Origin of the sequence: Pseudomonas sp. SW-3, assembly GCF_016615645.1 — a bacterium.
GTDB lineage: Bacteria > Pseudomonadota > Gammaproteobacteria > Pseudomonadales > Pseudomonadaceae > Aquipseudomonas > Aquipseudomonas mandelii.
Window position 1 is genome coordinate 3077672 of record NZ_CP067098.1, and the last position, 26601, is coordinate 3104272.

General features: G+C 60.6%; 23 protein-coding genes and 1 pseudogene. 3 read left to right on the forward strand and 21 right to left on the reverse strand.

The window, feature by feature from the left end; all coding sequences use genetic code 11:
- Positions 1–89 precede the first annotated feature (89 nt).
- Together JIO00_RS13790 and JIO00_RS13795 are read left to right on the forward strand one after the other, a co-directional pair.
- Positions 90–1217, forward strand: coding sequence for an acyl-CoA dehydrogenase (locus tag JIO00_RS13790; protein ID WP_200668501.1), 1128 nt, complete (start codon positions 90–92; stop codon positions 1215–1217).
- A gap of 13 nt (positions 1218–1230) precedes the next feature.
- Entirely contained in the window at positions 1231–2004 is a 774-nt protein-coding gene (locus tag JIO00_RS13795) for an enoyl-CoA hydratase (protein WP_077748383.1), read from the forward strand.
- A gap of 116 nt (positions 2005–2120) precedes the next feature.
- On the opposite strand, the gene JIO00_RS13800 is transcribed toward JIO00_RS13795, so the two are convergent.
- The 11 genes from JIO00_RS13800 to argH form a co-directional block, all read right to left on the reverse strand.
- Positions 2121–3272: an acyl-CoA dehydrogenase family protein gene (locus JIO00_RS13800; protein ID WP_200668503.1), complete on the reverse strand. Its 1152-nt coding sequence runs from the start codon at positions 3270–3272 to the stop codon at positions 2121–2123.
- A 3-nt stretch (positions 3273–3275) separates the two neighbouring features.
- A complete protein-coding gene (locus JIO00_RS13805; RefSeq protein WP_200668505.1) occupies positions 3276–4382 on the reverse strand; it encodes an enoyl-CoA hydratase/isomerase family protein in 1107 nt (368 codons plus the stop codon).
- Positions 4383–4600: 218 nt separating this feature from the next.
- On the reverse strand, positions 4601–5308 hold the full coding sequence (locus JIO00_RS13810; protein ID WP_010460040.1) for an HPP family protein: 708 nt from the start codon (positions 5306–5308) through the stop codon (positions 4601–4603).
- A 160-nt stretch (positions 5309–5468) separates the two neighbouring features.
- A complete protein-coding gene (locus tag JIO00_RS13815; protein ID WP_200668507.1) occupies positions 5469–6647 on the reverse strand; it encodes an MFS transporter in 1179 nt (392 codons plus the stop codon).
- 106 nt (positions 6648–6753) lie between these two features.
- On the reverse strand, positions 6754–8133 hold the full coding sequence (locus JIO00_RS13820) for an MmgE/PrpD family protein (RefSeq protein WP_200668508.1): 1380 nt from the start codon (positions 8131–8133) through the stop codon (positions 6754–6756).
- Entirely contained in the window at positions 8130–9017 is an 888-nt protein-coding gene (locus JIO00_RS13825) for a polysaccharide deacetylase family protein (protein ID WP_077748388.1), read from the reverse strand. Before JIO00_RS13825 ends, JIO00_RS13820 begins: the two co-directional genes overlap by 4 nt.
- On the reverse strand, positions 9010–9858 hold the full coding sequence (locus tag JIO00_RS13830; RefSeq protein ID WP_169857790.1) for a polysaccharide deacetylase family protein: 849 nt from the start codon (positions 9856–9858) through the stop codon (positions 9010–9012). Before JIO00_RS13830 ends, JIO00_RS13825 begins: the two co-directional genes overlap by 8 nt.
- 140 nt (positions 9859–9998) lie before the next feature.
- The gene (locus JIO00_RS13835; protein ID WP_042932091.1) at positions 9999–10823 is read right to left on the reverse strand and encodes an ABC transporter substrate-binding protein; all 825 of its coding nucleotides are present in this window, start codon (positions 10821–10823) and stop codon (positions 9999–10001) included.
- 39 nt (positions 10824–10862) lie between these two features.
- On the reverse strand, positions 10863–11627 hold the full coding sequence (locus tag JIO00_RS13840; RefSeq protein WP_010460050.1) for an amino acid ABC transporter ATP-binding protein: 765 nt from the start codon (positions 11625–11627) through the stop codon (positions 10863–10865).
- Between the two features lie 10 nt (positions 11628–11637).
- Positions 11638–12516 carry an amino acid ABC transporter permease gene (locus JIO00_RS13845; RefSeq protein ID WP_010460052.1) on the reverse strand — a complete coding sequence of 293 codons (879 nt, stop codon included), beginning with the start codon at positions 12514–12516 and terminating at the stop codon, positions 11638–11640.
- Positions 12517–12669: 153 nt separating this feature from the next.
- Positions 12670–14097 carry an argininosuccinate lyase gene (argH, locus tag JIO00_RS13850; protein WP_200668509.1) on the reverse strand — a complete coding sequence of 476 codons (1428 nt, stop codon included), beginning with the start codon at positions 14095–14097 and terminating at the stop codon, positions 12670–12672.
- A gap of 359 nt (positions 14098–14456) precedes the next feature.
- On the opposite strand from argH, the gene JIO00_RS13855 reads away from it, so the two are divergent.
- On the forward strand, positions 14457–15422 hold the full coding sequence (locus tag JIO00_RS13855) for a LysR family transcriptional regulator (RefSeq protein ID WP_083376808.1): 966 nt from the start codon (positions 14457–14459) through the stop codon (positions 15420–15422).
- An 82-nt stretch (positions 15423–15504) separates the two neighbouring features.
- On the opposite strand, the gene JIO00_RS13860 is transcribed toward JIO00_RS13855, so the two are convergent.
- The 10 genes and pseudogenes from JIO00_RS13860 to arnB all read right to left on the reverse strand — a co-directional run bounded on the left by JIO00_RS13860 (position 15505) and on the right by arnB (position 26237).
- On the reverse strand, positions 15505–15786 hold the full coding sequence (locus JIO00_RS13860) for a hypothetical protein (protein WP_200668510.1): 282 nt from the start codon (positions 15784–15786) through the stop codon (positions 15505–15507).
- Between the two features lie 25 nt (positions 15787–15811).
- Entirely contained in the window at positions 15812–17425 is a 1614-nt protein-coding gene (locus JIO00_RS13865; RefSeq protein ID WP_442793951.1) for an ArnT family glycosyltransferase, read from the reverse strand.
- Positions 17423–18804 (reverse strand): annotated as a pseudogene (locus tag JIO00_RS13870) (UDP-glucose dehydrogenase family protein); the annotation flags it as partial. The pseudogene JIO00_RS13870 and the gene JIO00_RS13865, both read right to left, overlap by 3 nt.
- Positions 18801–19202: a 4-amino-4-deoxy-L-arabinose-phosphoundecaprenol flippase subunit ArnF gene (gene arnF / locus JIO00_RS13875; protein ID WP_077748391.1), complete on the reverse strand. Its 402-nt coding sequence runs from the start codon at positions 19200–19202 to the stop codon at positions 18801–18803. The pseudogene JIO00_RS13870 and the gene arnF, both read right to left, overlap by 4 nt.
- Positions 19199–19543 (reverse strand): 4-amino-4-deoxy-L-arabinose-phosphoundecaprenol flippase subunit ArnE, encoded by a 345-nt coding sequence (gene arnE, locus JIO00_RS13880; protein ID WP_010460060.1) that lies wholly within the window; start codon positions 19541–19543, stop codon positions 19199–19201. The genes arnF and arnE overlap by 4 nt, the downstream gene beginning before the upstream one ends.
- Positions 19540–21189: a lipid IV(A) 4-amino-4-deoxy-L-arabinosyltransferase gene (gene arnT, locus JIO00_RS13885; protein WP_102593779.1), complete on the reverse strand. Its 1650-nt coding sequence runs from the start codon at positions 21187–21189 to the stop codon at positions 19540–19542. The genes arnE and arnT overlap by 4 nt, the downstream gene beginning before the upstream one ends.
- Positions 21186–22070 carry a 4-deoxy-4-formamido-L-arabinose-phosphoundecaprenol deformylase gene (arnD, locus tag JIO00_RS13890; RefSeq protein ID WP_200668512.1) on the reverse strand — a complete coding sequence of 295 codons (885 nt, stop codon included), beginning with the start codon at positions 22068–22070 and terminating at the stop codon, positions 21186–21188. Before arnD ends, arnT begins: the two co-directional genes overlap by 4 nt.
- Positions 22070–24076 carry a bifunctional UDP-4-amino-4-deoxy-L-arabinose formyltransferase/UDP-glucuronic acid oxidase ArnA gene (gene arnA, locus JIO00_RS13895; RefSeq protein WP_200668513.1) on the reverse strand — a complete coding sequence of 669 codons (2007 nt, stop codon included), beginning with the start codon at positions 24074–24076 and terminating at the stop codon, positions 22070–22072. The genes arnD and arnA overlap by 1 nt, the downstream gene beginning before the upstream one ends.
- Positions 24073–25092 carry an undecaprenyl-phosphate 4-deoxy-4-formamido-L-arabinose transferase gene (gene arnC, locus JIO00_RS13900; protein ID WP_200668514.1) on the reverse strand — a complete coding sequence of 340 codons (1020 nt, stop codon included), beginning with the start codon at positions 25090–25092 and terminating at the stop codon, positions 24073–24075. Before arnC ends, arnA begins: the two co-directional genes overlap by 4 nt.
- A complete protein-coding gene (gene arnB, locus JIO00_RS13905) occupies positions 25089–26237 on the reverse strand; it encodes a UDP-4-amino-4-deoxy-L-arabinose aminotransferase (RefSeq protein ID WP_145307359.1) in 1149 nt (382 codons plus the stop codon). The genes arnC and arnB overlap by 4 nt, the downstream gene beginning before the upstream one ends.
- Positions 26238–26601: the final 364 nt, after the last annotated feature.

Consider the following 26601-nt stretch of genomic DNA (forward strand, 5'->3'; position numbering starts at 1 on the left):
ATTCAACGTTAATGTCGACTGACACGGCTCTTCGCGAGCAGGCTCGCTCCTACAGGTTCTGCGTCAGGCTCAATTTTTAAGGATTCACCATGATTCCCGATGACGACCAACAACAGATCCGCGACATGGCCCGACAATTCGCCCAGGAACGGCTGAAACCGTTTGCCGCCGAGTGGGACCGCGAACACCGCTTCCCCAAGGAAGCCATCGGTGAGATGGCCGAACTGGGCTTCTTCGGCATGCTGGTGCCGGAGGAGTGGGGCGGTTGCAACACCGGTTACCTGGCCTACGCCATGGCTTTGGAAGAAATCGCCGCCGGTGACGGCGCCTGCTCGACGATCATGAGCGTGCACAACTCCGTGGGTTGCGTACCTATCCTCAAGTACGGCAACGACGATCAGAAAGAACGCTTCCTCAAGCCACTGGCCAGCGGCGCGATGCTCGGCGCCTTTGCCCTGACCGAACCGCAGGCCGGTTCCGACGCCAGCGGCCTGAAAACCCGTGCGCGCCTGGAAGGCGATCACTACGTGCTCAACGGCTGCAAGCAGTTCATCACGTCCGGGCAGAACGCCGGGGTGGTGATCGTGTTTGCCGTGACCGACCCGAGTGCCGGCAAGCGCGGCATCACGGCGCTGATCGTGCCGACCGATTCGCCGGGCTACAAAGTCGCCCGGGTCGAAGACAAACTCGGTCAGCACGCCTCCGACACCTGCCAGATTCTCTTCGAAGACGTCAAAGTGCCGGTGACCAATCGGCTGGGTGAGGAGGGCGAAGGTTACAGGATCGCCCTGGCCAACCTTGAAGGCGGCCGTGTCGGTATCGCCTCGCAATCGGTGGGCATGGCCCGCGCCGCGTTTGAAGCGGCCCGCGACTACGCCCGTGAGCGTGAGAGTTTCGGCAAGCCGATCATCGAACATCAAGCCGTAGCCTTCCGCTTGGCAGACATGGCGACGCAAATCGCCGTCGCCCGGCAGATGGTGCATTACGCAGCGGCACTGCGGGACAGCGGTCAACCGGCCCTGGTCGAAGCGTCCATGGCCAAGCTGTTCGCCTCGGAAATGGCCGAGAAGGTCTGCTCCTCGGCGTTGCAAACCCTCGGTGGTTACGGTTACCTGAACGACTTCCCGCTGGAGCGGATCTACCGCGACGTGCGGGTTTGCCAGATCTACGAAGGCACCAGCGATATTCAGCGCATGGTTATTTCGCGCAATCTTTAAGAAGGAGTCCATTGTGAGTTACGAAACGATTTTGCTGGAAACCCACGGTCGTGTAGGCCTGATCACCCTCAACCGTCCGCAGGCGCTGAACGCGTTGAATGCGCAGATCGTCAGCGAACTGAACCACGCCCTCGATGGCCTGGAAGCTGATTCGAACATCGGCTGCATCGTGCTGACCGGCTCGAAAAAAGCCTTCGCCGCCGGCGCCGACATCAAGGAAATGGCCGAGCTGACCTACCCGCAGATCTATCTGGACGATCTGTTCAGCGACAGCGATCGCGTGGCCAACCGCCGCAAGCCGATCATTGCAGCGGTCAACGGTTTCGCCCTGGGCGGTGGCTGTGAACTGGCGCTGATGTGCGATTTCATCCTTGCCGGCGACAATGCGAAATTCGGCCAGCCGGAAATCAACCTCGGCGTGCTGCCGGGTATGGGCGGCACCCAGCGCCTGACCCGCGCCGTGGGCAAGGCCAAGGCCATGGAAATGTGCCTGAGCGGACGTTTGATTGATGCGGTAGAAGCCGAGCGCTGCGGGATCGTCGCGCGGATCGTGCCGGCGGATGAACTGCTGGAAGAAGCGCTGAAAGTCGCCGCGTTGATCGCCAAGAAGTCGTTGCCGATCGCGATGATGATCAAGGAAAGCGTCAACCGCGCGTTTGAAGTGAGCCTGTCGGAAGGCGTGCGCTTTGAGCGCCGGGTGTTCCATGCGGCGTTTGCGACGCAGGATCAGAAGGAAGGGATGGCGGCGTTCATTGCCAAGCGTGAGGCGCAGTTCCAAGGTAAGTGATGTAGCGACCTCACCGACGCCTTCGCGGGCAAGCCGCGCTCCTACTGGGTTACGAGTCGTTCATGCGAACACCGATAACCTGTAGGAGCGAGGCTTGCCCGCGAAGCTTTCAAGCTTCACACCAGATAGTTTTTCAACTCCCGGGCAATCACCATCCGCTGTATCTCGCTCGACCCTTCATAAATCTGCGTAATCCGCGCGTCCCGGTAATAGCGCTCCACCGGGTAATCTTCCAGATACCCGTACCCGCCATGAATCTGCATCGCCGACGAGCAGACTTTCTCGGCCATTTCCGACGCAAACAGCTTGGCCTGCGAAGCCTCGGACAGGCACGGTTTGCCGGCACTGCGCAGCCGAGCCGCATGCAGGATCAGCAAGCGCGCCGCGTTTAGCCGGGTGTGCATGTCAGCGAGCATATTCGCGATGCTCTGGTGCTCGATGATCGGTTTGTCGAACTGCACCCGATCCCGCGAATACGCCAGTGCGGCTTCGAACGCTGCCCGGGCAATGCCCAGCGCCTGGGCAGCGATGCCGATGCGGCCGCCTTCGAGGTTGGACAGGGCGATGGCCAGCCCTTTACCGCGATCACCCAGCAGATTGGCTTCGGGAATCGTGCAGTTGCTCAAAGTCACCGCGCAGGTGTCGGAGGCGCGAATGCCCATTTTGTGTTCGGTGCGGTCGACGATGAAACCGGCGGTATCGGTCGGCACCAGGAACGCCGAGATGCCGCGCTTGCCCAGGTCCGGATCGGTCACGGCAAACACAATCGCCAGTTTTGCCCGCTTGCCATTGCTGACGAATTGCTTGGCGCCGTTGATCACCCATTGGCCGTCGCGCAGTTCGGCGCGGGTGCGCAGGTTGTGCGCTTCGGAGCCGGCTTGCGGCTCGGTCAGGCAGAAGCAGCCGATCACCTGTCCGCTGGCCAGATCCGGCAACCAGGTTTGTTTCTGTTCTTCGGTGCCGTAGTTGAGCACCGGGCCGCAGCCCACGGAATTGTGGATGCTCATCAATGCGCCCGTGGCGCCGTCGCCGGCCGAAATCTCTTCTACCGCCAGGGCGTAGGCGACGTAGTCGACATAGGTGCCGCCCCATTCTTCCGGCACCACCATGCCCAGCAGGCCCAGTTCACCCATCTTCGCCACCAGACCGTCATCGATCCAGCCGGCCTTTTCCCAGGCTTGCGCATGGGGTGCGATTTCGCCGCGGGCAAAGTCCCGGGCCATGTCGCGGATCATGACTTGTTCTTCGCTCAATTCGATATCGTGCATGGCTCAGCTCCCGCTCTGGTCAAAACCGCTGAAGAAACTCGCGACGTGCTCGGCGTCCAGCGCCTGCAAGGTTGGCGGATTCCAGCGTGGTTGCTTGTCTTTATCGATCAGCAAGGCGCGCACGCCTTCGATCAGGTCGCCGCGCGCGAACCACTGACGGTCCAGGTGCAGCTCAAGGGCGAAACAGTCTTCAAGGCTCAAATGCCGACCACGGCGCAGCATTTCCAGGGTCACGCCCATCGCCAGCGGCGAACGGCTCTCCAGCAGGTCGGCGGTGGTCATGGCCCATTCATGGCTGTCGGCGACCGTCACTTCACGCAGTTGCTCAACAATACTCGGCACATCGGGCAGGGCGAAGAAGTGATCGATGGCCGGGCGCAGCGCTTCCAATGGCGCATCGGGCAGTTGTTGCACCGCGAGTTTCGCCAGCAGGCCTTGCAGGTCCTTGAGCGGCGTGTCGCGCCATTCGAGCTGGTCGAGTTGCTCGTCGAGGGCGCCGAGTTTTTCGCTTTCCAGAAACCAGTCTGCCAAGCCGCAATAGAGCGCATCGGCTGCTCGGATTTGCACGCCGCTGACGCCCAGATAAATCCCCAGCTCACCGGGAATCCGTGGCAAGAAATGACTGCCACCGACGTCCGGGAAATAACCGATGGCCACTTCCGGCATCGCCAGACGGCTCTTCTCCGTGACCACGCGCAAGTCAGCGCCTTGCACCAGGCCCATACCGCCGCCGAGGACAAAACCGTCCATCAGGGCCAGCACCGGTTTGCAGTAGTGGTGGATGGCGAGGTCGAGGGCGTATTCCTCGACGAAGAAATCTTCGTGCAGCGTGTCGCCGCTTTTGAAACTGTCATACAGCGAGCGAATATCGCCGCCGGCACAGAAGGCTTTCTCGCCGGCACCGCGCAAGACCACCGCGTGAACCTGCGGATCCTGCGCCCAGGCGTCGAGCTGGCGCTGCAGGTGGCGGACCATGTTCAGGGTAATGGCGTTGAGACCGGCGGGGCGATTGAGGGTCAGGTGACCGATGTGGTTGCGGACCTCGGCCAGCACTTCGTTTGGCGTGGCATCCATGAACGAAGTCTCTTTCGATGAAACCTGAGCAGTCATCACTAACTCCCTGCTTTTATTGTTCTTTATAGAGAAGCTCGCGCGCGAGCGATGCTGGATCGTAACAGTGCAAAATTGTGATGTACAACCGGGATATGTGCAGGTGCTTTCTGCATATTTGCATGAACCTGTGAGAGCGAGCCTGCTCGCGAAGGCGTTGTGTAATTCAACATTGAGGTTGACGGGCAGGGCGTCTTCGCGAGCAGGGAGGTGTGCCGTCAGGAACTATGACGCAGCACTTCACTAATACTGCGACGTTTGGCGTGTAACTCACTGATATGAATCAGTTGTTCCAGGTCTTCCGGGGTGACATCGAAGAACGCCTCCATGTCCGCCAATGCCAGTTTCAAGTCCTGGGCGGTGATGGCCTGGCTGTCGATCGGCGGATGATCCGCCGGCACCATGGGCACCGGTTCGGCGGCGCGCTTGGGGTAGCGAATGCGCGTCAGGTTGTTATAGGCCAGCGCGCAGAGCAGCATGGTCGATGCGGCGAGCATGACCGCGCCGAGGGCTTTCCAGTCCAGCGCGATGGTTGCCGGATCGGCCAGCACCAACAGCAACGCCAGCGCTCCGGCCGGCGGGTGCAGGCAACGCAGCCAGCACATCAGGATCAGCGCCATGCCCGCCGCCAGGCAGGCGCTGCCAAGGGTTCGGCCGAGAACATGTGCGACCAGCAGCGCAACGACGCCGGCACTCAAATAGCCGCCCAGAATCGACCATGGCTGGGCGAGGGCGCCGGAGGACACCGCGAACAGCAACACCGCCGATGCGCCCAACGGCCCGATCAAATGTTGCGCCACTTCCATGCCGAACACTTGGGCGCACAGCCAGACGCTGAACAGCGTGCCCAGGGACATGCCAATGGCAGCACGGCTCCATTCGGAAGGACGGGTGTTGATGGCGGCAGGTAACCAGCGAGCGAGCATGAGGCAAACGATCCGTTGGTAAAAATCCAGGAAAAAAAAAGGCTTAACTGGGAAACCCAGAAAGCCCTTGAAGGTGTTCCAACTATTGGGGGAGGAACGGGGCACAGTGTGCCGTTCATTCCCGATGCTGACAAATTCATATTAATGCAGTTTGAGTGCATTATATTTGCTGTAAAGCGACTCGGCGACCGCTCATGAAACACAGGAACCCGCCCATGGCCGTCAGCGCGCTCAGGGCATAAAACATGGTGGGCGCCGGTGTGTGCATCAGCAGGAAACCACAAATCACAGGGCTCAGGGCTCCGCCGAGGGCCGCGAGGTTTTGTGCGCCGTAGTAACTGCCGCGCAGTTCTTCCGGGGCCAGGGTGTCGACGAAGAGAAATTCGGCGGGGTAAATGATCATTTCGCCGAGGGTGAAGATGAACATCGCCACGCACCAGCTCACCAGGCTGTCGGCCAGACTGAAGCCGATCAGCCCGACGATAAACAGACTGGTGCCGCCGGCGATCCAGTAACGCAGCTGTTCGCGCTTGAGGAATCGGCCGATCTGGTATTGCAGCAGGATCACGCTGATGGCGTTGCAGGCGAGCAGGGCGGCCATGGTTTCCAGTGCGCGCTTGGAATCATGGGTCACCAGCAGGTATTGCGACAGGTACAGGGTGAATCGACCGTGGACCACGGTGCTGAGCAGGCAACCGCAGGTGAACATGATCAGTGTGCGGTCGTTCTTCAGAGTAATCAGCGTCTTGAGAAAACTTTGGGGTTGGCCGATCGGGGGTGTCTGCGACGAGTCCCTGGGGATGCCGATCATCAGGAAAATGCTGAAGAACGCGATGCCGCCGGCTATCAGGAACGGCGCAATCGGGTACACCCCGGCAATCACCACGCCGAGCATCGGGCCGGTGGCGTAGCCGATGTTGGTCAGGGTGTAGCGCAGGGAAAACGCCTTGGCGCGTTGGCCAATCGGCAGGTTTTCGCTGAGGATCGCCTTCGAGCCGATCAGGAACAACGCCGAGGCGGTTTCGGTGATGACCAGGGTGGCGGTGGTCAGGTAGAGGTTTTCGGCGAAGGTCAGCAGGACGAAGCCGATGGCGCTGGAGAGCATCGCCAGAATCAGCAGCCGACGTTTTTCGAGGCGGTCGATGATGTAGCCGCCATAGAGCGCGAGCAGGGTGGCGATAAATACCGCGATGCCCAACAGCAAACCGACGTCCTGCTGGTTGAGGCCGAGCTTGTTGCTCAGGAACAAGGTGAGCAGCGGGCTGGTGATGGCGCGGCTGACGACGATGGTCAGCGAAACGATCATCAACCGGCGGATTACGAGCGAGTAAGTGGCCACGGTGGGGCAAATGTCCTTATTTAGGTTGTGTAGTGTTCGTCGTGGAGCCGCGTCGCCTTCATTCGCGGGCAAGCCTCGCTCCTACAGGTTGTTGGTGTCCGCATGATCAACGCAGGACCTGTAGGAGCGAGGCTTGCCCGCGAAGAGACCCGCACAGGCAGAACACCGATTCCAACGTGTCCAACCGCCACAATTGCTCAAGCAATTCCCCAGCCTGCTCCTGGGCCATCACCCGCCCGGCCAGACTGAAAAACTTCTCCTCCAGCGCCGCATCACTCAACGGATTCCCCGGCGCGCCCAATGGCGGGTCGACACAAATATTTGCCTGCCGACCGTCCACGGTCCGCACGCAGATGACGGGCTCGCCATCCTCTGACAGTTGCGGATCCACTTCAAGACGAATGCGCGCCATCCAGTGAGCAATCCGAGGGTCGCCCCGTTGTGCCTCGTCATAGGCTTCCAGCCGGCAATGACCATGAACCAGCCGGGCGGTGAGGGCATAGGGCAAACTCATCTGTGCCGCCGCGAGCGTGCTGACATCCTGCCCACCGCACATGTCCTGAAGAAACCCGCACAACGAGACGTCGATGTCTTCAATCTGATCGGCGCCGACCTGCAGTTGATCCATTAACAACCCCAACGCATCGATTGCCGAATGAGTCCCCCGGCACGCGGCGTAGGGCTTGATCGAGCAGCGGGCGAGCTTCCACACGACGCCCAGATCCGCATCGAGCGCGGTCGGCTCTGAAGCCACGCCGGCCAGGGTTCTGAGAAAACCGCCCCAGACATCCTCGAACAACTTTTTCGGTCCGCTGATGCCTTGTTGAGCAAACCGCGCCGCCAGCAATCCACCTTCGGCCGCTCGACCGCTGTGCAGCTTTTTACTCTGCGAGCCGTCGTGGATGAAGGCCCACAGCCCACCGCTGAAACTGCCAGCGATGCCCAGTGCCGACACGGTTTGCGCGGCGTCCAGTCCAAGGATCCGCGCGCTCGCCGCTGCTGCGCCGAACACCCCGCAGGTGGCGGTCGAATGCCAGCCCGCGCCGTTGTGCGCCGAATAGCCGCCGCAGGCTTCGAGCACGCGACGGCTGACGTCGTAGCCAATCACCACGGCGGTAATCAACTCGCGGCCGTTGACCGGTTCGGTCTGCATCGACACCGCAGCCATCACCGCCGGCAGCACCACCGCGCCGGAGTGGTCGCAGCCCCCGGTGTCGTCCAGTTCCAGGGCGTGGGCGGCGATGCCATTAAGGATCGCGGCCTGAGCGGCGCCCATGCGCAGATCAGTGCCCCAGACCAGGGTGTCACCGGCTTCACTTGCGAATACCTGACGCGCCTGTTTCGCCACTTCGCTGTCAGCCCCGGCCAATGTCACGCCGAAGGTGTCGAGGATGTGCCGTTTGGCTTGCGCCACCAGGGCCGGTGGCAAATCTTCAAAGCGCGTGTCGACGCAAAACTGCGCGAGTCGCTGCATGCGTTCAGTCATACGAGGTAATCCCGGTAATGCCGCTCATACACCGATGCCGGATGATCCTCGGTCACGGGGACTGCCGAATCGGCCCACCATTGCGCGACCTCGCCGGCCGTGGCGATCCACACGTCATCGTGCTGCTGCATGCCCTCAAGCAATTCACGCAACACGCCAATTCGCCCCGGCGTGGCAATGATTTCCGGGTGCAGGCGCAGCACGTAACACAGCCCAAACCGGCGAAACCCGGCGAAGTCCATTTGCAGGTTGCCCAGGGTGTGGCTGTAAGAGGCGATTCGCGATTGTGCCGGCGGCACCGCCGGGCTGAGGTTGAAGGCGAAATAGGGCTCGTCTTCCAGTTCGTAGTGCAACGGCAGCTCGATCACTTCGGGGGCGGTGGGGTGAGCGAACGGCAAATCATCGCCGCGCCACGACGAAGACCAGCGAATGCCTTGGTTCCTCAGCGCCTCGATGAAGCCCGGCGCACCGTTACCGGCCGGGATGCGAAACCCGCTCGGACGCTGGCCGGTCAGTGCCGCGAGCGCTTCGCAACCCTTGGCAATCTCGGCGCTTTGTCCGGCCAGATCGAGCAGGTCGTAGTTCTGGTGGCGATAGCCGGCGCAGGCGATCTCATGCCCGCCGGCCTGAATCGCCCGAAGGTGTTGCGGGTTTTCCTCGGCAACGATGCCCGGGATGCACCAGCTGCTTTTTACCCCGAGTTCGGCGAACAAACCGAGCAACCGCTCGACGCCGCGCTGGGTGCCGTAACGCCAGACCGACAGCGTCTTGTCGCGGCCGGCGACTTCAGGCGCCTGGGTCAGGATGCCGTGGATGTCGTTGTAGTCGACGGTCAGGACCACGGCGCAGCGGTAGCCTTTGGGCCAGACGGTGGAATCAGCCATGGTGATGCTCCTTGAGCCACCACTGGGCGACATCGCGGCAGGTGGCAAACCACACGTCGTCGCGCTGACGCATATGTTCGAAGAGCTTTTCCAGCAGCAGGATGCGCCCCGGCTTGCCGGTGATCTTGGGGTGAAACAGGGTGGTCAGGCACAGCCCTTCATTCATCGCGCCGTCGTACTCGCGGCACCAGTTGTCGAGGGTCAGTGCGTAGCTGGCGGTGCGGTCCAGCCCCGAGGGGAAGTCCGGCGCCCGGGTGTAGGCGAGGGAGGCGTAGTCGTCCATTTCCCAGCGGCCGGGGATTTCCACCAGCGGGGTTTCATGGCCCGGCACTTTCACGAGGTACGGGCGGTCATCGCCGCGCATGCTGCTGGAGTAAGTCACGCCGGCTTCCACCAGCATCGCCGGGGTCTCGGCTCGCCAGTCGCCGGAGGGGGTGCGGAAACCTTCGGCGCGGATGTTCAGGTGTTTCCAGAACACCTCGCGGGATTTGTTCATCACGTCCTTTTGCTGTTCCAGCGCCAGGGCGTAAAAGGATTCGTGTTTGTAGCCGTGGTACGCCACCTCATGCCCACGCTCGACAATCGCCTGGCACTGTTTCGGCCAGTTTTCCACGACCCAGGCGGGGACGAAAAAGGTCGTCGGGATCCGGTATTCGTCGAGCAAATCCAGAATCCGCGGCAAGGCCCGGTAAGGACCATAACCGCCAAAACCGAAGTACTCGGGCTTGCGCCAGATCGAACCGTTGAGCATCGCATCGCCCGTCGGGCCATCGAGGTCGAAGGCCAGGGCGAGGCAGGCTTTGTGCGGGTCGGGCCAGGAGGGTTGGGGGGAGGAGGACATCGTGGCGCTCCATTTTATCTATAAGTAAAACGCAGTTCCTGTAGGAGCGAAGCTTGCTCGCGAAGAGGCCGGTACATTCAACATCTCTGCTGACTGAAACACCGCCTTCGCGGGCAAGCCTCGCGCCTACAGGGCAAGCATTACTTGCCGGCGTTGATGGTCACGGTCTTGATCGCGCCCAGTTCCAGGTCCCATTTCTTGAGGATCGCCTGATAGCTGCCGTCATCGACCATGCTCTGCAACGCGACCTTCACCGCTTCACTCAACTCAGGCTTTTTCTTGCTCACGCCAAGGCCGGTGAACTGCTGGGAGATTGGCAGGCCCACGGTCTTGTACATGTCCTTTTCCTGGGTCTTGAGATACGGCAGGGTTTCGCTACCCTGCATGGCCGCATCGATACGGCTCTGACGCAATTGCGCGCGGGCATCGGCCGAGCCTTCGGTGCCGACCACCACGATCGCCGGTTTGCCGGCGCCTTCGCAGTGGGCCTTGCTGTATTCAGCAATTTCCGCCGGGAAGGTGGTACGACGGCTGGTGCCGACTTTCTTGCCGCACAGGTCGGTGATCTCGTTGAAGTCCTTGTTCTTCTGCAAGGTGTAGAACTGCGGGCCGCTGGTGAAGTAGTCGACAAAGGTCACGCTGGCCTGGCGTTCAGCGGTGTCGGTCATGCCCGACATCACCATGTCCACGCGGTCGGTGGTCAGGGCATTGATCATTTGCTCGAAGCCGGTTTCCTGCCACTTGATCTTCACGCCCAGACGTTCGGCCAGGGCATTGCCCAGGTCAACGTCGAGACCGGTGAGGGTGTTGGTGGCCGGGTCCTTGAAATCCATCGGCGGGTAGTTCGGCATGATCGCCACAACGACCTCGCCTTTTTCCTTGATGCCGGCCGGAAGCTCAGCGGCGAAGGTGAAGCCGCAAGCCATAACGCCTGCGAGTACTGTTGGGATAACTATTTTCTTCATGGTCGTTCTCTTATGAGTGTTGTGAGCGCCAAACGGCGCTTAGGTTCGAACGGCAGAAATGAAGCTTTGGGTGCGCGGGTTTTGCGGACTTATTAGTATTTCTTCGGGGCTTCCAGCCTCCACGATCTGCCCGCCGTCCATGAACACCATGCGGTTGGCAACCTCACGGGCAAAGCCCAGTTCATGGGTGACGACGATCATGGTCATGCCGGTTTGCGCGAGGTCACGCATCACCGACAGCACCTCACCGACCAGTTCCGGGTCGAGTGCCGAAGTGGGTTCATCGAACAGCATCAGCTTGGGACGCATGGCCAGGGCACGGGCAATGGCGACGCGTTGCTGCTGACCACCCGAGAGTTCGATCGGGTAGCTGTTACGCTTGTCGGCCAGGCCGACGCGAGCGAGCAATTCCACGGCTTCTTCGTGCGCCTCTTTGGGCGAACGCTTGAGCACCTGGCACGGCCCTTCGATGATGTTTTGCAGCACAGTCATGTGCGGGAACAGGTTGAAACGCTGGAACACCATGCCGGTGGACAGGCGTTGACGGGCGATCTGCGACTCATTGAGCTCGTGCAGTTTGTTGCCGACGACCCGGTAACCCACCAGTTCGCCGTCGACCCACAGGCCGCCCTTGTCGATCTTTTCCAGCTGGTTGACGCAACGCAGCAAGGTACTTTTGCCGGAGCCGGACGGGCCAATGATGCACAGCACTTCGCCTTGCTCGACTTCGATATTGACGTCCTTGAGCGCGTGGAACTGGTCGTAATATTTGTTCAGGCTCACGGCCTTGACGATGCTTCTCATGTGGGGCTCCTCAAGAACGCTTGCCGGCGCCGCGAGCGAAACGACGCTCCAGACGGCTTTGACCGAAGGACAGCACGGTGACGGTGGCCAGGTACCAGATACCGGCGACGATCAGCAGCTCCATCACGCGGGCGTTGGCGTAGTAGATGTTCTGGGCGTTGTAGAGCAGCTCCGAGTACTGGATGACGCTCGCCAGGGAGGTCATTTTCACCATACCGATGAACTCGTTGCCCACCGGCGGAATGATCACCCGCATGGCTTGCGGCAGGATGATCCGGCGCAGGGCTTGCAGGCGTGGCATGCCGATCGACTTGGCGGCTTCGTACTGCCCGGTGTCCACCGACAGCAGGCCGGCGCGCACCACTTCGGCGGTGTAGGCGCCCTGGTTGATGCTCAAGCCGAGCAGGGCGGCCACGAACGGGGTCATCAGAGTCACGGTGTCCATCTCGAACACGCCGGGAATGCCGATGGTGGGAAAGATCAGCGCCAGGTTGAACCACAACAGCAGTTGCAGGATCAGCGGCGTACCGCGAAACAGCCAGGTGTAGGTCACCGCGACATAACGCAGGATCGGATTGGCCGACATGCGCATGATCGCCGTGATCACCCCGAAGACGATGCCCAGGGCCATCGCCAGCACCGCCATGACGATGGTGTTGAGCAAACCCCACATGATCGCTTGCGAGGTAAGGAACTGGCCGATGTACGACCATTCGATCTTGCCTTCGGCGAAGGCGCGTACCAGCCCGAGAATCGCAATGACGATGACGGTGGCGAAAAAAATCCGCCCGTAATAACGCCGGGGCACGTGGTGGTATTGGGTAATGTCGAACTGGTTTTCCGCCAGTTTTCGCTCCCGCTGGAGTCGTTCTGCCTGAGTCTGGCTCATGTTGTTTCTCCGTACACTGTTCTTTCAGATCAACCAAAATCCCCTGTAGGAGCGAAGCTTGCTCGCGAAAGCGGTGTGACATTCAACATTGAGGTCGACTGACATGACCTCTTCGCGAGCAAGCTTCGCTCCTACGGATTTTTGCGTGCTGCTTCAGAGGCGGAAACCCTGATAGTTCTCGGTCCATTGCTGCTGCGCCGCGAGGGCGGTTTTCAGACGGCCGATCTGCTCGCGCACCTGTTGCGGCGCCGTGCCACCCCAGCCACTGCGGGCGGCGATGGCAGCTTCGAGGGTCAGACTCTCGCGCACTTCCGCGGTCAGGCGTGGATCAATCTCGGCCAGCAGCGCCGGCGATGCTTCCCACAATTCAATGTCGTGTTTCTCACAGGCCTGGACCAGCGCGCCGGTGATTTCATGCGCTTCCTTGAACGGTACGCCGCGCATGGCCAGCCAGTCGGCGACTTCGGTGGCCAGGGTGAAACCGAGCGGTGCCTGGCGACGCAGCTCTTCGACGTTGACCTTCATGGTTGCGACCATCCCGGCCATGGCCGGCAACACCAGCAGCAGCGTGTCGACGCTGTCGAGCACGCCGTTCTTGTCTTCGCTCAAGTCGCGGTTGTACGACAGCGGCAGGGATTTCAACGTCGATAACAACCCGGTGAGGTTGCCGATCAAGCGGCCAGCCTTGCCCCGGGCCAGTTCGGCAATGTCCGGGTTCTTCTTCTGCGGCATGATCGAACTGCCGGTGGCGTAGGCATCGTCCAGCGCGACCCAGCGAAATTGCCGCGACGACCACAGGCAAAACTCTTCGGCGAGGCGGGAAATGTTGATCCCGAGCATGCTGGCGATAAACAGAAACTCGGCGACGTGATCGCGGCTGGCCACGGCGTCAATGGAGTTTTCGCAGACGCCGCTGTAGCCCATTTCCTTGGCCGACTGCTGCGGCAGGCGCGCGATGGCGGAACCGGCCATGGCCGCCGCGCCGAGTGGCGACAGCGAGGTGCGATTGTCCCAGTCCACCAGGCGTTGCACGTCACGCAGCATCGATTGAGCGTGAGCCAGCAAGTGGTGAGCGAAGACGATCGGTTGCGCTTGCTGCAAGTGAGTGAAGCCTGGACAGATGCTCTCGATGTGTTGCTCGGCCTGATCCACAAGCGCTTGCTGCAAGGCCAGCACTTCGACGGCCAGGGTGCGCACGTGATCCCGTAGGAACAGGCGCAGGTCGTTGGCGGTCTGGTCGTTACGGGACCGCCCGGCGCGCAGTTTGCCACCGAGGGCGCCGAGGCGTTCGGTCAGCAGGCGTTCGATAAAGGTGTGGACGTCTTCGTCGTCAAGGGTCGGCGCAATACTGCCGGCGCGGAAGTCATCACCGATGCGCTGCAAGGCATCGAGCATGGTCTGGGTTTCCTGCTCGCTCAACAGCCCGGCGCGTTGCAGTTCACGGGCATGCGCCTTGGAACCGGCGAGGTCATACGGGGTAAGGCGAAAGTAGCGTTCGGGGCAACGGGACAACGCCGCCAGGGCTTCGGACGGGCCGCTTTTGAAGCGGGCACCCCAGAGACGGTCGGTGGATTGAGACATTGTTGTTTTCCTCGTCGTAGCCGGAAGTTAGTCATTAGTTTGGTGTGATGCCGAAGAGCTTCGCGGGCAAGCCTCGCTCCTACAGATCGGTATGCCGGACCTGGAACCCGTGCCGGGATCGTTAAAAAATCAACCGGGCGTGGTCAGGCCAAAGCAGTTTCAATAGGGGCAGTTATATCGTTGCGAGAGCTGATCGAAGTGTCAGCTTTTAATAGTTCGAAATCAGTGAGTTGGCACTGAAGTACGGGGATTATTAGCGGTTGCCAAGCCTGGTTTTCTGTGTTCATTATTATTTACCAGCACTATTTTTGTTGTTGGACACAGAGTGTTGAATAGGGCGCCAGAGGTAAATAAGCATTATGGAAACCCCACTTTCCAATTCCGGAAACCCGCCACCGAAAACGTCGCATCGGGCGCCGCTGGCCCTCAGTGGCCTGGATTTCAAACTGCTAAAAGTGTTCAAGGCCGTGGTCGAGGCCGGAGGCTTCAGTGCCGCCCAGAACGAGCTGAATGTGGGGCTGGCAGCCATCAGCAAACAGATTTCCGACCTTGAAATCCGCATTGGCATGCGCCTGTGCACCCGAGGCCGGGAAGGCTTTCATCTGACCGAAGAAGGCAGTCTGGTGTACCAGGCATCCATCGACTTGTTTGCCTCGGTTGACAACTTTCGTGATCGGCTTAGTTCGGCGCAGAATGAACTTGTCGGTGACCTTGGGGTAGGTGTTATTGACAATACAATCTCCGACGATAATTCACCGTTAGTGGCTGCGCTTAGAAGAATCAATGAAGAGTCACCTAAAGTAAGGTTCCAACTTCAGTCATCGCAACTGGATGAAGTCGAAAGAGGCGTCGTAGAGGGGCGGTTAGTGGCGGGCATCGTTCCTGTTTATCAGAAGCGTGAAGAGTTCGATTACTACGCGCTGTATGAAGAACGCTCGGAGGTTTACTGCGCGCTCGGTCATCCGCTGTTCTCGATGCCGGACGCCGAAATCGGCAGCCACGTGCTCAAGGATTACGAGTTCATCAACCACCGCTACGCGATTCATCGCGACAAACTCAATTTCGTCCACTACGACAGTTTTTCAGCCTCGGCAACTCAGGTGGAAGCCGTGGCATTGCTGATCAAGACCGGGCGTTTCCTGGGCTTTTTGCCGCAGCATTACGCCGCATCGATGGCGGCTCAGGGACAATTTCGCGCGGTGCGCCCGGACCTGATCAGCATCGTCACGCCGTTCAATCTGATCCTGCGCCACAACACCGTGCGCAGCCCGCTGGTCAAGGCGTTTGCGCAGGCATTGGGTGTGGATCTGAAGGCGCCGGTTTGAAAGTCAGACACATCTGATACGCAAGACAGGGATTATTTCAGGCTGCGCATCGTCATCTGTTTTAATCAATCTGATTTGTTTTTTACAGTACCTTCTCAAGTTTTTTTGGGAAGGCGATCAAAAGATAAATTGATAAGCCGATATAACAAGTCCCGCCCCTTATTCTGCGAATAATAGAATCAATATCTGCAAAGTCAGTAATCACGGAAAAAACAATCATGGTGTGGAAGCCAGCGCAAAAAATGATCAACAAGTAAATTCTTGCGAAAAATATTCTTCTTTTAAACTTGGCGGTGGCCAGCCGCCGAACGCTCGATGGCGGGTAGAGCGGCGTCGGTGGAGTGGGCACGGCGGGCAACGACATTGATCCGCGCACTTTAGCAGCAGCCTCACGGGCTCGGCATCTGCGAAGGCAGGTTGAGGTGCAGCAAGACGTAATCATCTTTGTCGAATCGGCCGCTCAACACCGGCGGCACGGCTGCGAACGGCGAGCCTTGCAAGGCCCGATAATCACGCGCGTCCATCATCAACCACGCCGGCAGTTGAAGCTGTTCCAGCTCCTGAATCGATTCGGTGAACAGCGGCTGTAAGTCCTTGTCGATATTGACCATGAACTTGATCGCCTTCGCGTCTTTACCCATGCCATGCAATACCAGCGGCGCCGGATCGTTTTGCACGAGCGCAAAGGCCGCGCGGCTGAACGTCTGGGTGTCGTAGAGCCGGCGTTCGACCGGTTCGAACACCAGAATGTACACCGACCACAACGCCAGAACCGCGCAAAACGCCAAGGTCTGTGCCCGCCATCGGGGCCTGAAAAGCGTGGCCAGTGCGATCACTTGCAGCGCGGCGAGGATGATCAGCATCGAAGTGATCGAGGTCAGTTGCTCGGGAAACCGTCGATGGGCGTACAGCAACACGCCGATCAATACGCAGGGCGTCAACAACCACACTCCTTGCATCAAACCGCGCAACCAAACGAAAACCCGCCCCCCCGCCACCTGGAACGGGTACGCGGCAATGATCGCGGCCATGGGCAACATCGGCAGCAGGTAGCGGGCCTTTTTTGCTTGGGGAATCGACAGTCCGACCATCACGATCAACGCCGCCGCCGTGCAGTACTGCAACAGGCGCAGCGCCGGACCTGCCTGGCGCTGATGGGGCAGCCAGACTGCCGCCAACACCAGCAGCGCCAACGGATACGCCAGCGCATAGTTGCCCAGCGATCCGGTGAAGTAATACAGCGAACCGCTCACGCCTTCACTGCCGTCCATTCGCCCCAGAAACTGCATGCGCACGACATCCTGCATGAACAGGGGACCGCCACGGCTTTCGGCCAGCCATAACAACATGCCGACGCTTGCGGCCAGCAGCACCGCCGCCGTCAGGCCGAAGCCGAACAGCCGCTGCCATTGGCGATTAAGCAGCCAATAACTGCACAGCATGCCAGTCGGGACCACCAGCCCGATCGGGCCACGAACCGCAAAGCCCAGAAGCAACAGGGCGAAAATCAGCAGCCAGCGCCGGGGTGCCGAAAAGTGGTCCGCGGCATAACCCAGATAGAACACTGCAAAGGCGATCGCCGCGAGCATCAGGTCCTGGGACACCGCTCGGACTTCGGTGACGAAGGTGTTGGTCATCAACATCAACGCGATGCTCAGCAGCGCCCAACGTGGGGAGTAGGGCGCCAGCAAGCGGTACATCAGCGTAACGATTACCGCCCCGGCAATCGCGCTTGGTAACCAGGCACTGAGGCTGTTGACCTGTCCGAAGGGCAATGACAGGACCCAGATGAACAGGGTCGAAAGCGCCGAGTAATCGGCGTAGGGCTGGCCATAGGTGGTCGGAAAAACCGTCGGCCCATGGCGCAGCATTTCCTGGGCAAACAGCACAAAACGCGAATCGAAACCGATGGCGGCCTGCTGATAAACCCCGGCGCTGAACAGCCCCAGCGCCAGCAGCCCCAGCCACAAGGACTGCCGGCGAATGGGCGCCGATACGGCGATCAAGCGACGACCTGATTCGCGGGCCACTGCTGGAACGGAATCGGCAATTTGCGTGATTCCCCACGACCTATCGGGAAGTACAGGAAACCGCTGCGTGCCAGGCGTTCGGCGTCGTACAAATTGCGTCCGTCGAAGATCACCGGCGCCTTCAACCGTTGCTGGATCAGGTTGAAATCCGGGGCCTTGAACTGCTGCCACTCGGTGCAAATGATTAGCGCATCGGCACCGGCCAAAACCGATTCCGGTGTGCCCATTAGCATCAACTTCGACTCCTCGGGATACAGGTGTTGGGTTTCCTGCATGGCTTCCGGGTCGAATGCGCGCACGCTGGCGCCGGCGGCCCACAGTGATTCCAGCAGCACCCGGCTCGGCGCATCACGCATGTCATCGGTGTTGGGTTTGAAGGCCAGGCCCCACACGGCGAAGGTCTTGCCGCGCAAGTCACCCTTGTAGAACGCGTTGATGCGCTCGAACAGCTTGTGCTTCTGCCGCTGATTGATCGCTTCCACTGCCTGCAACAGGTCGCTGGAGCAGTGCGCCTCTTCGGCGCTGTGAATCAGCGCGCGCATGTCTTTGGGGAAACACGAGCCGCCATACCCGCAGCCGGGGTAGATGAAGTGGTAACCGATGCGCGAGTCGGCGCCGATGCCCAGGCGCACCGACTCGATGTCCGCACCCAGATGCTCGGCCAGTTCGGCGATCTGGTTGATGAAGCTGATCTTGGTGGCCAGCATGCAGTTGGCGGCGTACTTGGTCAGCTCGGCGCTGCGCAGGTCCATGAACATGATGCGGTCGTGGTTGCGATTGAACGGCGCGTAAAGGTCGCGCATCACGTCGCGCACGTCATCGCTGTCGCAGCCGATGACGATCCGGTCCGGGCGCCGGCAGTCCGCCACGGCCGAACCTTCCTTCAGAAATTCGGGGTTGGAGACGATATCGAACTGCAGCAAGCGGCCGACCTTGATCAGGCACTTGTCGATATGCGCACGCAAGGTGTCGCCCGTGCCCACCGGTACCGTGGATTTCTCCACCAGAATCACCGGCTGCTCACGATGCCGTGCAACCGCTTCGCCCACCGACAACACGTAACGCAGGTCCGCCGAGCCATCGTCCCGGGACGGTGTACCGACCGCGATAAACAGCACCTGACCATGCTGCACCGCGAGTTTTTCATCGGTGGTGAATTGCAGGCGTTTGGCTTCCAGGCTTTCGCGCACCAGGCTGGCCAGCCCCGGTTCGAAAATGCTCACGTGGCCTTGTTGCAGCAATTCGACTTTCTTCTCGTCAATGTCCATGCAGACCACGTCGTGGCCGACTTCCGCCAGGACGGCGGCTTGCACCAGGCCAACGTAACCGCTACCAAATACACTGATTTTCATGAGGCACTCCTGCGTTCGGGCGCGCGAGCCGGACGTGAGTTGATGGTGATGACTCCGAGCATGACCAGGGCCACGCCGAGGGTTTTTGTAACGCTGAACGCTTCGTTGAACAGCGGCAGGCTGGCGGCCAGCAGATACACCAGCGCGTAGCTGATGCTCAGCAGCGAATAGGCCCGGCCCAGCGGCACATCCCGCAGGGCGGCGAGCCAGGACAGCATTGAAACTCCGTAGGCCAGAATCGCCCCCAGCACCACGGCGACCGCCACTGGATCGATGCTGGAAGTCAGTAGATGTTCGGGGGAAGGCAGGCGCGTCATGCTCCAGCGCATGCCCAACTGCGCCGCGCTGCCGAGCAGCACGCTGCCCATGGCGAAGCTGATTCCGCGACGCAGGCTCATGCGTGTTGCCCCAGCAGAATCACACCGCCGATCACCAGCGCCACGCCCAGCCAGTGCCGGCGGTCGATGGGCTCGTGGAAGACAAACCGGGCGATCAGGGTAATCAGCACGAAATTCAGGCTGAGCATCGGGTAGGCAATGCCGACTTCAAGGCGCTGCAACACCAGCAGCCAGACCAGCAAACCCAACCCCAGCGCAGCGAGTGCCAGCCACAACCACGGCGAGCGCAGTTTCTCGCCCCAGGCTGACGGCTTCGCCCGCCAACTGTCGACGGCGTACTTCTGGGCGATCTGGCCCAGGCAGGTCAGCAGGCACGCGGCCAACAGCAGGAGCAGGCTCATGACGCACCCTGAGGAAAGATCAGAATCACCAGATTGCCTTGTTCATAGCGCTTGCCATCCTTGGGCAGCCGTTCGATTTCTTGCAGCTCGTCCTCACCCTTGACCCGCATCACCACGCCGACCGAGCCGCTCTGACGGGCGTTGCGCATCCACTGCTGAACCTGATCGGGATCGACGCGCTGCTGCACCGAGTCAGGATAAGCAAGGCCATATTTCAGTTCGCCTATCGTGTTGTACAACGCCACGTCCGGGCGCTTCAGACGCCAGGCCAAGGCAGCCGCGGCGCCGAGATCGTTGCTCAACAGTTTCCCGGTCTGCGCCAGTTCATCGGCGTGATGGCGGATGAACTGGTCGGGCATCTTGTTGGCCACCACCGAGTCGGGCAGCCCGGCGGGCAGCAGACCGATCAGCAGCAGGCTGCCGAAGGCCGGTGCGGCCCAGCATTGCAGGGGTCTGAAAGCTTGCAGCAGGTTGGCCATGATCCAGCCGATCAGGCCGATGAACACCAGCACCAGGTTGTGCAGTTCATGGTTATACAGCGGCTTTTTCAGTTGCAGGTAAACCAGTGCGAGCAGGGCGGTCAGCCCCAGCAGCAAGTTCAGCAAACCGTTGAGGCCCAGCACCCGGCCTTGCTCCAGCTTGAGTCGGTCGGCCAGGGTATGCCCCAACAGCAAGGCCAATGGCAGCAGGCAGGGCAAGATGTAGCTCGGCAATTTGCCGTTGCTCAGACTGAAAAACAGCAGCGGCATTACCAGCCACAGCAGCAGAAAACCAATGCGGACCTGGCCACGGGTTGTCCATGCTTGCCGCAACGCCGACGGCAGCAATGCCACCCACGGCAGACTGAACGCCACCAGCAACGGCAAATAGAACCACCACGGCGCGTCATGCTGGGCGTCGTCACCGGCAAAGCGACGGATGTGTTCGTGCCAGAAGAAAAATCGCCAGTAATCGGGTTGCTGCGAGTGAATCGCCAGCGCCCACGGCAGACTGACCGCAATAGCCACGATGATTGCCACGGGGCCGTAGACCAGCAGCTCACGCCAGCGTTTTTGCCAAATCATGAAGGGCAGGGCGATCAGCACCGGCAGTAACCAGGCGAGAAAGCCCTTGGTCATGAATCCCATACCGCAGGCCAGCCCCAGCACCGCCCAACCGGTCAGGCGCGGACCCCGGCGGTCGCTGTCGAGCGCGAACCATAACGCGACCAGGCTCAGATTGACCCAGAAGGTGAATTGCGGGTCGAGATTGGCGTAGCCGGCCTGGCCCGCGACCACGGTGAAACTCATGTACAGCAACGCACAGGCAAAGCTTTTGCGCGGTTCGTTCCACAAACGACGGGCGATCAGAAAACACAACAACACACTCAGGCCCATGCTCAGCGCCGAGGCAAAGCGCACTCCAAACAGGTTCTGGCCAAACAAGGCCTGGCTGGCCGCAATCACCCAGTACCCGGCTGCCGGTTTTTCGAAATAACGCAGGCCCATGAAATGCGGCGATACCCAGTCGCCGCTCAGGAGCATGCCTTGGCTGATCTGCGCATAGCGGGTTTCATCGGGAATCCATAAGCCGTGGCTGCCCAACGGCAACAGATACGCCAACAGAAAAAACCCCAATAGCAGCGGCAGTCCCCAGCGTTTGCTCATGCGCCTTGCACTCCCAGCCAGCCTTCCCGGCCTTCGAGATGGCCGCGCACGACCCGGCCCGCTGGCAAGGCGCCCGGGGCTGCGGGAAGCAGGTCGCCCAAGGGTTTAAAGCCGATACCACGCTGGCGCGCATCGGCCAGCAGTTGACGGAAATCGTTGGCCATCAGAATCCCTTCTACTTCGGCGTGGATCGTATAAACGTTGAGGTGTTCAGGGGTGAAGCGATCGAGGATGAAGGCGTTGAAGTCCTTGGCCGCAACGGCAGGGCCCACCACTTCATCGAAGGTCGGCAGGTCCACCGGAATCTGCGGCGCCCCCAAGCCACCGCCGGCCAACCTTGGTTGGAACAGGCTCTGGCCGCGGCAATCGCTGTTGTAACGAAAGCCGAAGGCCTGCTTGGCCTCGATCACGCGTTCGTCCGCACGCCAACCGGCCGACGCCGAGCACTCAACGGCTTGCCCGAGGATGTCGCTGAGGGTGTCGACGCCCAGGCGGATCTGTTCGATCAGCTGCGCCTCGCTCCACCGCCCGGCATTGGCCTGCCAGCCATGGTGATCCCAGGCGTGCAGACCGACTTCATGGCCCGCATCCCGGGCCTGACGCATCAAGTGCCCGAGGTCGCGGCCGATCGGTTTGCCCGGCCAGGCCGTGCCGGCCAGCAGAATGTCCCAGCCGTACAGGCCGGCCGCGTTGGAACGGAGCATTTTCCAGAGGAATTGCGGGCGGATCAGGCGCCACAGATGGCGCCCCATATTGTCCGGCCCGACGCTGAAGAAAAACGTCGCCTTGACCTGCGCTTCATCGAGGATTTCCAGCAGTCGCGGCACCCCCTCACGGGTGCCCCGGTAAGTGTCGACATCGATCCGAAGGCCTGCCCGCATCAGCATGATTCTTCTTTGGAGTGCTCGGCAATTTCGAGCATGGCCTCGCGCAGGAAGAAATCCAGGGTGTTGCCGATGGTCTCGCTCATCTCCACCGTCGGCGTCCAGTCCAGCAGGCGCTTGGCGTTGGCGATGCTCGGTTTGCGGTGGGATACGTCCTGGTAGCCGGTGCCGTAGAACGCCTTGCTTTCCACGTCGCGGAAACCGGCGAACGGCGGGAAGTTGGCGCGCAACGGGTGCGCTTCGAATTGACGCAACAGTTCTTCGCCCAACTGACGAATGCTGGCCTCGTTGTCCGGGTTGCCGATGTTGATGATCTGGCCATTACAGGCATCGTTCTCGTTGTCGATGATCCGTGCCAGCGCTTCGACGCCGTCGGCAATGTCAGTAAAGCAGCGTTTCTGCTCGCCGCCGTCAAACAGACGAATCGGCGTGCCTTCCACCAGGTTCAGGATCAGTTGGGTGATGGCCCGGGAGCTGCCGATCCGCGCCGAGTCCAGCCGGTCGAGGCGCGGGCCCATCCAGTTGAAAGGACGGAACAGGGTGAAGTTCAGGCCTTTCTGGCCGTAGGCCCAGATCACCCGGTCGAGCAACTGCTTGGAGATCGAGTAGATCCAGCGTTGCTTGTTGATCGGGCCGACGACAAGGTTGGAGCTGTCTTCGTCGAAGTTCTGGTCCTGGCACATGCCATACACTTCGGAGGTCGACGGGAAGATCACGCGCTTGTTGTATTTGACGCAGTAGCGCACCAGTTTCAGGTTCTCTTCGAAGTCCAGTTCGAACACCCGCAGCGGGTTGCGGGTGTATTCGATTGGCGTGGCTATCGCCACCAGCGGCAGGATCACGTCGCACTTCTTGATGTGGTATTCGATCCACTCGGAGTGAATGCTGATGTCGCCTTCGACGAAGTGAAAACGCGGATGGCTGCGCAAGCGGTCAATGGCATCGGAGCCGATATCGAGGCCGTACACCTCGTATCGGTCGTCGCGCAAAAGCCGCTCGGACAGGTGATTGCCGATGAAGCCGTTGACGCCCAGGATCAGCACCCGAGTGCGGCGTGGCGCGCGGCCGGACTCGGCGCCACGCAACACGGAACCGTCGACCAGCCCCAGTTCGCTGGCCAGTTGCGGACCGCTCAGGTACAAGCCGTTGTCGTTACGCTGGCCGGAGGTGATGACCAAAGAGTCTTCGCCACAGGCAATGCGCAGCGGATCGACGCTGATGACCCGGCCCGGTGCCTGGCCTGCGTTGCCCTTGGCAACTTCTGCGCTCCAGACGATCAGCTTGTGTTCGCCAACGGCACAGAACGCGCCTGGGTACGGCTGGGTGACGGCGCGGACCAGGTTGAACAGTTCTTCGGCGGGGCGCTTCCACACAAGCTTGCCGTCGGCCGGGGTGCGACGTCCGAACACCGTGGCTTTGGATTCATCCTGCGGGGTTTCGCTGACGGTGCCTTGACGCAACGCCGGCAAGGCATCGCGCAGCAGGTCGATGGCGGCCACACGCAATTTGCCGTGCAGGCTCAACGCCGTGTCGCTGCGTTCAATGGCCACCCGTTGCTGGGCGATGATTGCGCCGGCGTCGGCGCGCTTGACCATACGGTGAAGGGTCACGCCGGTTTCACTTTCACCGTTGACCAGCACCCAGTTGGCCGGTGCCCGTCCCCGGTAGCGTGGCAACAACGAACCGTGCAGGTTGAACGCACCTTTGCGTGCCGTGGCCAACAGCGGTTCGCTCAGCAGCTGGCGGTAGTAGAACGAGAACAGGTAATCGGGTTTCAGCTTGCTGATGCGCTCGATCCACAACGGATGGTTGGCATCTTCCGGGGCATGAACCGGGATGCCCTTGCGCGCACACAGTTGCGCCACGGAGGCGTAAAAGGTGTTTTCCTTCGGATCATCAGCGTGGGTAAACACCGCGGCGATCTCGAAGCCTGAGTCGAGCAGGGTTTCGATGCCGGCACAGCCGATATCGTGATAGGCGAAGACAACAGCTTTTGCGCTCATGAGAGAACCTGATCGGAAGAAGTGTTAGTGAGGCCGTCGACGGTGACAACGGGTGCTGGCGTGGCGGGTTGGCTACGCAGGACTTTCTCGACGAAGAATCGGGGGCGGGCGCGGACGTCGCTGTACATGCGGCCCAGGTATTCGCCCAACAGGCCCATGCCGATGAACTGCCCGCCGGTGAACACAAACAGCACGGCGAACAACACGAATGTGCCGTCGCCGGCCCATTCGGCGCCGAACACCAGGCGCAGGACGATCAACGCCGTGGCGAACAGCAAGCCGAGTCCGGCCATGGCGAAACCGACGATGCTCAGCAACCGCAGCGGCGTGGTGGTCATGCAGGTGATCAGGTCGAACATCAGGTTGACCAGGCGCATGGGGCTGTATTTGGATTCGCCGTGTTCACGTTCGGCGTGGGTCACCAGGATCTCCGTGGTGTGCCGGGCAAAGCTGTTGGCCAGGATCGGAATGAAGGTGCTGCGTTCGCGGCAGGCGAGCATCGCGTCGACGATGCTGCGGCGGTAGGCGCGCAGCATGCAGCCGTAATCGCTCATGGCCACACCGGTCGAGCGCTGTACGGCCAGGTTGATCAGCTTCGACGGCCAGCGGCGCAGCGCGGAGTCCTGGCGGTTGTTGCGTACCGTGGCAACCACGTCATAGCCCAGCTCGGCCTGCGCCACCAGGCGAGGGATTTCTTCCGGCGGGTTTTGCAGGTCGGCGTCGAGGGTGATCACCACATCGCCTTTGCACTGCTCGAAACCGGCCATGATTGCCGCGTGCTGGCCGTAGTTGCGGTTGAGAATGACCGCCACCACCGGGCTGCACTCTCGATTGGCGGTCTCCTCGAGGATTTGTGCGGAGTTGTCGCGGCTGCCGTCATCGACCAGCACGATTTCATAGTCATGGCGCAACAAACGGCAGGCCGCTTCGGTCCGCCTGAGCAGCTCGGGCAGGCTGTCCTGTTCGTTGTAGACCGGGATGACGATCGACACGCAACGGATCGGATACGGTTTCACAGGCTTTTTTCCAGTGTGTTTTCGATGGCGTCGACGACACGATTGACGTCATCGGTGGTCATGTCGGGGAACAACGGAATCGAGCACAGGCGCTCCGAGTTCCATTCGGTGTTGGGCAGGTGAAGGTCAGGGAAACGCTGGCGGTACCAGGTGTGCAGGTGCGTGGCGATGAAGTGAATGCCGGTGCCGATGTTCTGTTCCTGCAAGGCCCTCATGAAGGCATCGCGATCCAGTCCGCAGCGCTCGGCGTCGATGCGCAGGACGAACAGGTGCCACGCGTGCCGCTGCGGATACGTCGGGATGGCCAGCGGTTGCACCGGTAAACCTTCGAGGCGTTGCAGGTAGGTGCGCGCCAGCTCGGTGCGCTTGGCGTTGATCGCACCCAGACGCTCAAGCTGCACCAGGGCGATGGCGGCATTGATGTCGGCCAGGTTGTATTTGAAACCCGGCTCCATCACTTGTGCCTGAGGTCTGCGACCGTGGGTCAGCCGATCGTAGGCATCAACGCCCAGCCCATGAAACTTGAGCATGCGTACCCGGTTGGCCAGCGCGGTGTCGTCGCTGACGAACATCGCGCCCTCGGCGCAGGTCATGTTCTTGATCGCGTGGAATGAGAAGATCGCCGTGCCTTTAGCGCCGACATGTCGACCTTTATAGAAGGTGCCTGCTGCATGGGCGGCGTCTTCGATGACGGGGATGCCGTGTTTGTCGGCCAATGCGTAAAGTGGATCAAGGTCGAAGGCGGCACCGGCGTAATGCACCGGAATGATTGCCCGGGTGCGCGGCGTGATCGCCGCCTCGATGCTGGCCAGGTCACACATGAGCGTGTCGCGGTCAACGTCGACGAAGACCGGTTTGGCACCCAGCAGGCAGATCATGTTGGCGGTGGACACCCAGGTCTGCGACGGCGTAATGACTTCATCGCCCGGACCAATGCCCAAGGCCAGTAACGTGATATGCATACCACCAGTGGCCGAAGAAAGTGCAACGGCATGACGGCAGCCGACATAGTGGGCAAATTGCTCTTCCAGTTGCTGGGTTTTCGGCCCGGTAGTGATCCAGCCGGAGCGCAATACTTGCTCTACGGCTGCGATTTCCTCATCGCCGATAGTCGGGCGGGAGAAGGGGAGAAACGCCGCATTCATAAGAATCTCCGGGCGAACGGCTTCCTTCAGCAAAATCGCCGAAAGAAGCGTGTTTTCAAGGGGTTGACTGTCGGAGCAGGTAGCCATCAATTGACTTTCCGGGCCGCGACCGGCAGCGTGACGACCCACAAGGGCTCGTCGGCTTGATTGAAGGTTATGCCCGATTTTGTGAAAGGAACATGAAAAACCGGTCTTCGAATCGTTTATCTGAAAGTCATACAGCCACTGTTCAGACTTCTGCCGTTTATCGCGATTTTTAGAAGAGAAGTCCTGCGGAAGTGTTCCCCTTTATATGAACAATGTTTCAATCCTTAGTTGTATTTACTGAATTGTTTCCACTCAAGGCCGTTTCGTTTGATTGACT

Bases quoted from the DNA above. Each gene is read 5' to 3' on its own strand.
- arnA (WP_200668513.1), bottom strand. From the start codon at position 24,076: ATGAGCGCAAAAGCTGTTGTCTTCGCCTATCACGATATCGGCTGTGCC.
- JIO00_RS13830 (WP_169857790.1), bottom strand. From the start codon at position 9,858: ATGTCCTCCTCCCCCCAACCCTCCTGGCCCGACCCGCACAAAGCCTGC.
- JIO00_RS13790 (WP_200668501.1), top strand. From the start codon at position 90: ATGATTCCCGATGACGACCAACAACAGATCCGCGACATGGCCCGACAA.
- JIO00_RS13800 (WP_200668503.1), bottom strand. From the start codon at position 3,272: ATGCACGATATCGAATTGAGCGAAGAACAAGTCATGATCCGCGACATG.
- JIO00_RS13845 (WP_010460052.1), bottom strand. From the start codon at position 12,516: ATGAGCCAGACTCAGGCAGAACGACTCCAGCGGGAGCGAAAACTGGCG.
- JIO00_RS13805 (WP_200668505.1), bottom strand. From the start codon at position 4,382: ATGACTGCTCAGGTTTCATCGAAAGAGACTTCGTTCATGGATGCCACG.
- arnT (WP_102593779.1), bottom strand. From the start codon at position 21,189: ATGAGCAAACGCTGGGGACTGCCGCTGCTATTGGGGTTTTTTCTGTTG.
- arnF (WP_077748391.1), bottom strand. From the start codon at position 19,202: ATGAGCCTGCGTCGCGGAATCAGCTTCGCCATGGGCAGCGTGCTGCTC.
- arnB (WP_145307359.1), bottom strand. From the start codon at position 26,237: ATGAATGCGGCGTTTCTCCCCTTCTCCCGCCCGACTATCGGCGATGAG.
- JIO00_RS13825 (WP_077748388.1), bottom strand. From the start codon at position 9,017: ATGGCTGATTCCACCGTCTGGCCCAAAGGCTACCGCTGCGCCGTGGTC.
- argH (WP_200668509.1), bottom strand. From the start codon at position 14,097: ATGTCTCAATCCACCGACCGTCTCTGGGGTGCCCGCTTCAAAAGCGGC.
- JIO00_RS13835 (WP_042932091.1), bottom strand. From the start codon at position 10,823: ATGAAGAAAATAGTTATCCCAACAGTACTCGCAGGCGTTATGGCTTGC.
- JIO00_RS13855 (WP_083376808.1), top strand. From the start codon at position 14,457: ATGGAAACCCCACTTTCCAATTCCGGAAACCCGCCACCGAAAACGTCG.
- arnD (WP_200668512.1), bottom strand. From the start codon at position 22,070: ATGCGGGCAGGCCTTCGGATCGATGTCGACACTTACCGGGGCACCCGT.
- JIO00_RS13810 (WP_010460040.1), bottom strand. From the start codon at position 5,308: ATGCTCGCTCGCTGGTTACCTGCCGCCATCAACACCCGTCCTTCCGAA.
- JIO00_RS13860 (WP_200668510.1), bottom strand. From the start codon at position 15,786: ATGTCGTTGCCCGCCGTGCCCACTCCACCGACGCCGCTCTACCCGCCA.
- JIO00_RS13820 (WP_200668508.1), bottom strand. From the start codon at position 8,133: ATGACTGAACGCATGCAGCGACTCGCGCAGTTTTGCGTCGACACGCGC.
- JIO00_RS13840 (WP_010460050.1), bottom strand. From the start codon at position 11,627: ATGAGAAGCATCGTCAAGGCCGTGAGCCTGAACAAATATTACGACCAG.
- arnE (WP_010460060.1), bottom strand. From the start codon at position 19,543: ATGAGCCTGCTCCTGCTGTTGGCCGCGTGCCTGCTGACCTGCCTGGGC.